Annotated in this window: 8 protein-coding genes and 1 pseudogene; 3 read left to right on the plus strand and 6 right to left on the minus strand. The window is 69.2% G+C overall.

Annotated elements, in window-relative coordinates:
* Positions 1-45: 45 nt before the first annotated feature.
* Together ACFQ3T_RS32025 and ACFQ3T_RS32030 are read right to left on the minus strand one after the other, a co-directional pair.
* Positions 46-1,704: a family 43 glycosylhydrolase gene (locus ACFQ3T_RS32025; RefSeq protein ID WP_380729100.1), complete on the minus strand. Its 1,659-nt coding sequence runs from the start codon at positions 1,702-1,704 to the stop codon at positions 46-48.
* 107 nt (positions 1,705-1,811) lie between these two features.
* Positions 1,812-3,278, minus strand: a complete 1,467-nt coding sequence (locus tag ACFQ3T_RS32030) for a hypothetical protein (protein WP_380729102.1) — start codon at positions 3,276-3,278, stop codon at positions 1,812-1,814.
* A gap of 133 nt (positions 3,279-3,411) precedes the next feature.
* Between ACFQ3T_RS32030 and ACFQ3T_RS32035 the strand changes: the two genes are divergently transcribed.
* Complete coding sequence (locus ACFQ3T_RS32035) at positions 3,412-3,684, plus strand: GlsB/YeaQ/YmgE family stress response membrane protein (RefSeq protein WP_380729104.1); 273 nt, start codon at positions 3,412-3,414, stop codon at positions 3,682-3,684.
* Between the two features lie 413 nt (positions 3,685-4,097).
* Here the strand turns inward: ACFQ3T_RS32035 and ACFQ3T_RS32040 are convergent, their stop codons facing one another.
* Positions 4,098-5,147: an NAD(P)-dependent alcohol dehydrogenase gene (locus tag ACFQ3T_RS32040; RefSeq protein WP_380729113.1), complete on the minus strand. Its 1,050-nt coding sequence runs from the start codon at positions 5,145-5,147 to the stop codon at positions 4,098-4,100.
* 325 nt (positions 5,148-5,472) lie between these two features.
* Between ACFQ3T_RS32040 and ACFQ3T_RS32045 the strand changes: the two genes are divergently transcribed.
* On the plus strand, positions 5,473-5,859 hold the full coding sequence (locus tag ACFQ3T_RS32045) for a hypothetical protein (RefSeq protein WP_380729106.1): 387 nt from the start codon (positions 5,473-5,475) through the stop codon (positions 5,857-5,859).
* A 245-nt stretch (positions 5,860-6,104) separates the two neighbouring features.
* Positions 6,105-6,239 carry a hypothetical protein gene (locus tag ACFQ3T_RS32050; RefSeq protein WP_380729108.1) on the plus strand — a complete coding sequence of 45 codons (135 nt, stop codon included), beginning with the start codon at positions 6,105-6,107 and terminating at the stop codon, positions 6,237-6,239.
* A gap of 17 nt (positions 6,240-6,256) precedes the next feature.
* Here the strand turns inward: ACFQ3T_RS32050 and ACFQ3T_RS32055 are convergent, their stop codons facing one another.
* The 3 genes and pseudogenes from ACFQ3T_RS32055 to ACFQ3T_RS32065 all read right to left on the minus strand — a co-directional run.
* On the minus strand, positions 6,257-6,760 hold the full coding sequence (locus ACFQ3T_RS32055) for a P-loop NTPase family protein (protein ID WP_380729110.1): 504 nt from the start codon (positions 6,758-6,760) through the stop codon (positions 6,257-6,259).
* Positions 6,761-6,870: 110 nt separating this feature from the next.
* Positions 6,871-7,593 (minus strand): M50 family metallopeptidase, encoded by a 723-nt coding sequence (locus ACFQ3T_RS32060; RefSeq protein ID WP_380729112.1) that lies wholly within the window; start codon positions 7,591-7,593, stop codon positions 6,871-6,873.
* 265 nt (positions 7,594-7,858) lie between these two features.
* Positions 7,859-8,244: pseudogene (locus tag ACFQ3T_RS32065) on the minus strand (alkaline phosphatase family protein); the annotation flags it as partial.

Genomic DNA, 8,244 nt, shown 5'->3' on the forward strand with positions numbered 1-8,244 from the left:
GGTGGCCCGCCGTCCGGACTTCGGGCGGCGGGCCACCGCCACCGCTCAGGGGCGGACCACCGCCGGAACGCTGACCTGCACGGGCGTGCTGTGGCCGGGTCCGGTGTTGGCCACGTCGCGGTAGCCACCGTCCGCGAGTTGGCGCTGGTAGACGATCGTGAGCCGCACCGGGCGGTGGCCAGTGGTGGTGACGGTGACCTGATCACCCCGCACGACCGCGGTGCCCGCGCCCGCCGGGTGGAGCTCCGCGCGCAGGCGGTTCTGCGGGTTCGTCAAGGAGAACTCGGCTCCCCGAGCGCTCGTCACGTGGACCGTCGTGGTCGCGGAGCCGTCCGGGCGTGGGCGCAGCACCTGGTCGTCGGCCCGGATGCGCAGTGGCCCGACCCCCGGTGGCAGCGGCTCGTCGGACGTCGACGCGACGATGGACAGTTCCTCCCCGAGGTGCATGCGCGAGGTGTAGAGCGCTCGTGAGGAGGTGGTGGACGGACGCCCGTGGTGGACGTAGTAGAGCCGCGTGCCATCCGGTGAGCCGATGATGCTGCCGTGCCCCGTCGAGTACAGACCTCGGGCGGGGTCCTGGGACAGCACCGGGTTCGCGGACGCCTTGCGCCAGGGACCGAGCGGTCCGTCGGCCGTCGCGTAACCCACGCCGTAGAACTCGTTCTCGTAGTTGTTCGCCGAGTAGGTCAGGAAGTAGCGCGGAACGCCCCGCTCGTCGGTCGTCCTGACGGTGGTCGAGCCCTCGGCCCACCGGCGGTCCTTCTTCTCGCCGCCGGACTTGGCGTAGTCGTCGACGTGCGCGTTCTCCCACGCCTGCTTGTCGGAGCCGTAGTCCAGGATCGGGACGTAGCCGTCCTTGCGGACCCCGGGCGCGTCGTCCGGCGCCCGGTTGCGGTCGCGGTACGCGGGCGCGATCGTCGGCATGGTCCGGCCGGTGGGGTCGCGCCACCAGTCGCCGGTCAGCTCGACGGCGTAGATGTTCGACTCCTCGACGTACTTGCCGAGGTCGGCGTCCCACACCCAGTTCCGGTAGGCGTTGCGGGAGAAGTAGAGGTAGATCCGGCCGTCGGCGTCGAAGAAGACGTTGGGGTCGATGTAGGGGATGTAGGTGCCCAGCGGCGCGGTCCGGCCCACCTCCAGCGTCGCGGGCGGCTTCTTCTGCGCGGCGTCCATGATCAGGTTGACGTCGTGGTACGCCGGGTCGTACGGGTAGTAGTCCAGCGGCGCCTCGACGATGTCGCGGAACGGCCCGGCGGGCGAGGTCGCCACCGCGACGCCGACCTTGCACGGCTCCTCGAAGTCCGCGTGCTTGAAGTGCGCGGCCACGTCGCGGTTCATCCTGGCCGCGTAGAACAGGAAGTACAGGCCGGTGTCCGGGTTGTGGTAGACCTCGGGCGCCCAGAACCAGTCGTGCGCCCAGTCGCCGTCCTGCCCGGCCCGCAGCGCGCCGCCGGGCAGGTGCTCCCAGGTGGCGAGGTCGGGCGAGCGGTAGACGGCGAAGTGGTAGCCGGGGTCGGCGCCTTCCGTGGAGTAGGCGTAGTAGTAGCCGCTGGGGCGGTCGAACAGCACGAACGGGTCCGCGCCGGGGGTGGTGGCGTCGTTGTGGTAGGTCGCGTCGGTCGTCCGGGCCGGGTGGGCCGAGACCGTCACCGGCACGAGGGACACGACCGCGAACACGATGGCGAACAGGGCGGTGAGTCGCATCCCACCATGCTGCCGCCTCGCCTCGTCCCCGTGCGTGCGGACAACCCCTTCGGGTTCGGGATCGCACGGCCGTCCTCCGGCGCGCCACGGGGCACGCGGGCCGGTCGTCAGGGCACGCGGGCCGCGACGGCGGCGGCAAGCGGCTCCAGGCGGGCACGCATGTCGGCGGGCGTCCAGTCCGCGTTGCCGTTGGAGAGCCCGCAGTCGATGCGGACCTGGTGGAAGCCCTTCGTGAACACGAGGCTGAAGGAGGAGCGGCCGGCGCCGAACACGGCTCCGTCACCGACGCCGGGGACGTCCACCGCGCCCGCGATGTCCCGGCGGTCCTCCGCCATCGCCGCGCGCGCCGCGGCGGCGTCGACGTGCTGGGTGACCGTGACCTTGGGCGACATCGACCCGTCCAGGTAGGTGGTGCCCTCGGGAGCGGGCCGTTCGCGGTCGGGCGGGGCGGTGGTCCGCCTGCACGTCCTGGTGATCGAACCCGTCAACGCCGTGTGGTAGCCGCGGTCGACGTTGGTGGGGTCCACGGCGTAGTCGACCGCGTCCTGGAAGTCCGCGCCGGTGAAGACGGCGCAGGCGTCGGTCACCACCCGTCGACCGCCCTCGCGCAGCTCACCGAGGTCCGCGGCCGCGCTGGGGGCGTTGGCCACCCCCTTCACGACGCTGTCGACCAGCGCCGTGATCGTGGCCTCGGGAATGGGCGGCTTCTTGTTGCTCCAGACGAGGTTCAGCCGGAAGCGCGTGTTGCGGACCCAGCCGAACACCTCCACGCCGCCGTCCCCGTCCTGCACGGCGACGTTCTCGATCCCCGGCAACGACCGGCCCTGCTCGGCGGGCTTCGCCTCCACCGCACCGTCCACACCGTACTGCTCCAACTCCAACGACAGGCTGCGGAACACCGCCTCCTGGTAGTCGACCGGTCGGACGTCGCAGTGCGACCGGGCCGAGAAGGGCCACGTGGGCGGCGATGCCGGGTCGGCGGCCGGCAGGGGGTCGATGAACGACTCCTGCACCAGCAGGCCCTCGTCGCCGGCAGGGCCGATCCGGGAAGCGGTGCCCGACGGGTCGAGCAGGCCGCACGCGTTGACGTACCGGTACTTGCCGATGCAGTAGTCGCCCGAGCAACCGGCGTCCTCGGCCGCACCGCCGCCGGAGCGCTCCTCACGGCCGGCGGAGCGCTCGTCGCCGGCGAGGGCCAACCAACCCGGCTCACCGCCCGCCACCAGCACGGCGGCGAGCGCGAGGACCCACCACACCGCCCGGCCCTTGCGCCGCGGCGGCGGGGGTGGGACCGGTCCGGCGTGCGCCGGTCCGGTCGGATGGGCGGGCCAGGCTTGCGGGCCGTGCCCCGGCCCCTGCGGGTACGGCGGCGGTGACGACACGTGCGGCATCAGACCCACACCCGTTCCCCTGGGGAAGCGACGTTCCCGTTCGACGAAGTCCGGCGCTTCGACGGCACGGACCGGTTCCCGGTTCCACCCCGACGACGGCACTGTCCCGACGGACCGCCGTTCGCCCTGCCGGTCGAACGTCGCGAAGGACACCATGACCATCACGGCGACGAGCGCGGCCATCGGGCAACTCCACCACGCACTCAGCCAAGCCGATCGCCGTAGGTGTGAAATCGGTCCGGATTGGGCAACCCGGTGTCAGTAGCGATCACGCCGCGTCGCAGAAGTCGGTGTGGCACGAGGACAAGGAATCACCGTGGGCATCCTGGGTTGGATCGTTCTGGGTCTCATCGCCGGCGCCATCGCCAAGGCCGTCATGCCCGGCAAGGACCCCGGCGGCATCGTCATCACCATGCTGCTCGGCATCGTCGGCGCCATCATCGGCGGATTCATCGGCCGCGCCATCTTCGGCTCCGACATCGGCAGCTTCTTCGACCTGAGCACCTGGCTGCTGGCCATCCTCGGCTCGCTCATCGTGCTCGGCATCTACCACGTCGTCACCAAGCGGGGCCACCGCGCCCACAGCTGACACGACACCGAACGCTCGGGCCCGCCGGTTATCACCGGCGGGCCCGACCCGTGTCCGGCGCCGCACAACCAGCAGGTCGAAGCCGAGTCGTGCGACACCGGCTCCGGAGTCACCGCGGAGTCGTCCGACGGCGGAACCGCGGTCACCTTCTCCGGCTCCGGCAGCCACATCGCGTTCCACAACGTGGACTTCGGCGTGACGGGACTGCGGACCATCTACATCACCGCCACCGCGCCCCTCCGGATCAACCACTTCACCTTCGCGTCCTGATCCGGGCACACCACTGACCGCTCGTCCCGCGAGCGACCATCCACATCGGACGCGCCTGCCGAAGCGCTCCACCTGCCGCCGTCCGCTCGATCCGGTTGCTGGTGGCGCCTCGGCGCGGGGCGAACCCGCGGCACCGGGTCCCGTCAGTCGGCGAGGGTGGCGATGTCGATGACGAACCGGTACCGGACGTCCGAGTCGAGGACGCGTTGCCACGCATCGTTGACCTCATCGGCGCGGATGACCTCGACCTCGGGGGCGATGCCGTGCTCGGCGCAGAAGTCGAGCATCTCCTGGGTCTCGGCGATACCGCCGATCGTCGACCCGGCGAACGAGCGGCGGTTCGCGAAGAGCGTGAACAGGGTCACCGGGACCGGCTCCGGCGGCGCGCCCACGTTCACGATCGTGCCGTCGAGGGCGAGCAGCCTCAGGTAGCCGTCGAGGTCGATCGGGGCGCTGACCGTGTTGACGATCAGGTCGAAGGTGTTCGCCAGCCGCTCGAAGGTCGCCGGGTCGCTGGTCGCGTGGTAGTGGTCGGCGCCGAACCGCAGCCCGTCCTCGCGCTTGCGCGAGCTCTGCGACAGCACGGTCACCTCGGCCCCCATCGCGTGGGCCAGCTTGACCGCCATGTGGCCGAGCCCTCCCAGGCCGACGACGGCGACCTTCTTGCCGGGCCCGGCGTTCCAGTGCCGCAGCGGCGAGTACGTCGTGATGCCCGCGCACAGCAGCGGGGCGGCCTTCTCGAACGGGATGGCGTCCGGGAGGCGCAGCACGAAGTGCTCGTCGACGACGATGTGGGACGAGTAGCCGCCCTGGGTGACACGACCCTCCCGGTCCACACCGTTGTAGGTGTCGGTGAAGCCCCGCAGGCAGTACTGCTCGTTGCCCGACAAGCAGTTCGGGCACTCGCGGCAGGAGTCCACCATGCAGCCCACGCCGACCCGGTCGCCGACCGCGTGCGCGGTGACCTCAGACCCGACCTCGACCACGGTCCCGGCGATCTCGTGCCCGACGGTGAGCGGGTAGGACACCGGGCCCCAGTCGCCCCGAACGGTGTGGATGTCGGAATGGCAGATGCCGGCCCAGGCGATCGCGATGAGCACGTCCTTCGGGCCCACAGCACGCCGTTCGACCACACCCGGAACGAGCGGGCCCTTGGCGGAGGTCGCGGTGTACGCACGCGCGGAAGTCATCAACGTCTCTCGCATGGGGAATCGGGGAACAGAGCGACGCCCCGCATCTTATCGTCGCGGAGGACCGGAACGACCTTCCTCCGAACCTGGGGTTGCTCCACCCCGTTCCACCGGCGTGCGGTTGACGTGCTCCTCGTCGAGCATCAGCCACTTGTAGACCGGTTTCCAGGCGACGTACAGCGGTGCCGACGCGGTGCCGACCGACTTCGCTTTCAACGGTCATCCGGGTCCAGGACGGCACGATCGAGACGTTCTTCCGCCTCGACCCGGCCGGCTATCCTGACCCGATGAAGTACTTCACCGACGACCTGCCCCGGCCGCCGCACCCGTGAGCGACCCGAAGCGGTTCGTCGACCGCGTCCGCGAGCTGGCCGGGGCCACCCCAGGCCGGCTCGTGGCCGAATGGCGCGAGTTCACCGGATTGGTGGAGGACGGTTACACCTTCGGCATAGACGAGTACGAACACGACCTGCGCGTGCGCGACCGGGTCGAACGCGTGCTCACCGATCCGTGTCTGGCCGGCATGGAGGAACTGGGCTGGGTGAAGGCCGAGGTGTCCGAGACCGACACCCGGTTCCGGGCACTGCTGACCGAGGACCCGGTCAACCGCGCGCCGGGCCTGTCGTGGTGGTGGTCGAGGTACCCGAGGCGGGCCGGGGAAGACCTCGCGCGCGACATCGAGGCGTTGTACGGCCTCCGGATCGAGATCGCCTGAGCCGACCCGCGTCGGATGCCGGGACGCCACGGCGCGACAAGCCGGGCGTCCCCGCATCTGCGGGCCGGTCGCGAGTCGTCCTGGCATCATGCTGGGGACACACAAGGGCTGAGCGGGGCCGGTGGTCACCGGATCGCCCAGCGGCACGAGGACGCCGTACTCCGTCGGCAGCGTGCAGGTCAGGTCCGCTACGAGCCTGCGGATCGCTCTGGTTCGCCGCGGCCACCTTGCGGAGTGCCCTGGGCGTGCCGACGGTCCGCATCTCCGGTGTCGCGCTGCATTGGCTGGGCCGGGCGGTGCGGTGGTCGCGCGAACCGGGGATCGACCCGTTCCTGCACACGGGCGCCGGCGACACACAGATCGTGAACGAACTGGGCTGACTCACGACCAACACGGTTCAACCGGAGTCCAGCAGGCGAAGTTTATAGTTCGTGACGTCGCGCCGCTTCTTGAATACTACGATCTCCTTCCCGATCGATTGCGCATACCCAATCACAGCTTTCTGCCGCCTGGACAGGTGGACAAAAATATAAGGAATGAAGAACTTCAAATCGAGATCGCTCCGCCGCGCACCGAGACGTTTCTCCGCACCCGCACGCAGACGCACCCACCTCATCACGTGACGCATCAAGCTCAACATTGGCGCACAGCGGAAAACGAAGACCACCTGTGATCGATTGATACGCCCCACGGGGTCCTTGCCGAAAGAATTTCCATCAATAATCCAGCTATCTCGGCTCGCATACTCCGCGAGTCGCATACGGATCTCTTCCGGATGACGCCTGCCAATGTCCTCGACAACCAGGTCGACGTGAAAGACCTGCACGCCGGTAATGGCCCCCAACTCCAGCGCGAATCGACTCTTCCCGCTGGCCGGAGGACCGAGCACCACCGCCCTCATCGCACACCTCCGGGTTTCCATGTCGATACGAATCTCGACTGAACATTGCGGATTCACACCTGCCGGACATCAACGGCATCGGCCGAGCGTGCTGCGATCGGCACAGACAATCAGGGCCACATCAGCGGGATCGCAGTCCACAGTGCCCATCCGATGAGCACGGCCCAAGCAGCGATCCACACTACGCCGGGGATTCCGGTGATGTCCGCCAAGCCGTCAGCGTCGTCGTCGTCAATTCGACCTCGAACACGTCGCATCACCAGTACCCAGATTCCGATGACTTCACTGAAGAGCAGGATCCAGGTCTCGGTATAGGCAATCCAGTGCTGCAACCACTCGATTTTTGAGTACAGCGCCAATGCGGCGACCGCGCCCACCGCCACGACGCCGGCCAGCGTGATCAGGTCTCTGGTCACGACGAGGATCAGGATCATGGCCGCGATCGTGAGCACCAACAGCATCGGCGCGTGCCCCCTGGACAGGAGCGAGGCAGCTCCGAGCCCGGCAAGCGGAGGGGTCGCATAGCCGGCGGCCGATATGACGAAGGCGGAGAAGCGCGAGTAGTGCCAGGTGTACGCGATGCCCGAGTGCGGAGTGTGCACCTGGATGAGGTGGACGCCGCCGCCGGTCACAACACCGCCGGCCGCGTGGCCGAACTCGTGGGCGATGGTGCCTACGACGTTGAACGCGAATGCGACCCGACGTGGCCAGGTGACTCGTGGCAGAACCGCAGCCGCGCTGACCAACAGCGCGATCACGCCGGTAGTCAGCGGTATCCACCACTGAGGTAACGCAGTCGGGACGGTTACCCACCACACGTCATCGTCGGACATGGACTCCCCCGCCCCTCGGCACCTCTACCAGAGCTTCTATCCAGAGGCGGAGAGCTGGTCAATCGCCAGAACGTGGGGCGTTCGCGTGCGAACCCACCGATCCGCCGGCCAACGTGGTCAGCGGCTCGACTCGCTGCCCGTCGGGGGGCGAACTCTCGAGCCCGTAACCCGCTCATGGGCCTCGGCGACCGGGCAGACGACTTCCGGTCCCTCATCCGCGGCCGAGCCGGCCATCTCTACCGGCTCCACGAGCGAGGCGCGTCGCTCAGCTTCCGAGACCTTGGAGGTTGAGGAGGAGGTCGCGGACGTCGGTGGCGGCGATCCGGCCGGTGCGTTCGACGGTGTCGGGTGGGTGGGGGTCGGAGCACAGCAGCACCGGGCCGTCCTGGGCGCGGTCGGGCAGCCGGCCGTGGGTGCCGCGCACGCAGGACGGGTCGAGCGGGACGACGTTCATGGCGTAGCGCAGGCCGAGTTTCTTGCGTGCCAGGTTGAGTCCCGCCTTGGCCTTGGCGAGCCGGTCGGCGGGGTCGAAGAAGAGTTCGGCGGGGTCGTAGCCGGGTTTGCGGTGGATGTCCACGCCGCGGGCGAAGTCGGGTGCGTGGTCGTCGTGCAGCCAGTAGTAGTAGGTGAACCAGGCGTCGGGCTCGGCGA

Origin of the sequence: Saccharothrix hoggarensis, from assembly GCF_042678885.1 — a bacterium.
Taxonomy (GTDB): Bacteria; Actinomycetota; Actinomycetes; order Mycobacteriales; family Pseudonocardiaceae; genus Actinosynnema; species Actinosynnema hoggarensis.